The 519-nt window shown below is 43.2% G+C and carries 1 protein-coding gene; it reads right to left on the bottom strand.

The genetic code is table 11. The features are described from left to right. On the bottom strand, window positions 1–490 hold a 490-nt coding region (locus N2257_10820; protein MCX7794877.1), incomplete at its 3' end, for a hypothetical protein. Window positions 491–519: the final 29 nt, after the last annotated feature.

The following is a 519-nucleotide window of genomic DNA, read 5'->3' as shown; positions in this document are numbered from 1 at the left end:
AGATGTGTATAAGAGACAGGTCCTGGCAGGAGGCTATATAATTATTGGGCTTTGATGTCTTAAACACAGAAGGTGCAAAAGGCCCTATACCAGGAGAACCTCCAAGCTGACCATAGGATGATAGCATAAACTCAGAGAATGTCCTCTCTACATGGAAATAACTGTAGGCAGGATAGATCTCGGACCAGAGCATTCTTCCAGTACCTGTAAAATTAGCCCTTGTCTCATTCACTCCAACTCCACCGAGAACCAAGTTTGCAAGTATGGGATTTGATACATCATGGCAGGTTGAGCAGAAATATTTACTCTTGTGATACCTGCTATAGAACATTGGATGTCTTGCAGAAGCATCTGCAAAAGAGGCCCTCTTACCCCTGTTGTCATCCACAAAATACTGTCCTGCAGCATTTTCATTATAAGTTGCAGGTGGTAGGTTATTGATGTAGAAGGAAGAACCATTGAAGAGCTTTATGGTTGCAGCCAGTCTCATATCCTCCATATATGTGGCTCTTGCAGCAC

It is taken from the genome of Thermodesulfovibrionales bacterium (assembly GCA_026417875.1).
GTDB lineage: Bacteria > Nitrospirota > Thermodesulfovibrionia > Thermodesulfovibrionales > CALJEL01 > CALJEL01.
The sequence above is the reverse complement of the archived record's forward strand: the minus strand, read 5'-3'. Positions and strand labels throughout refer to the sequence as shown.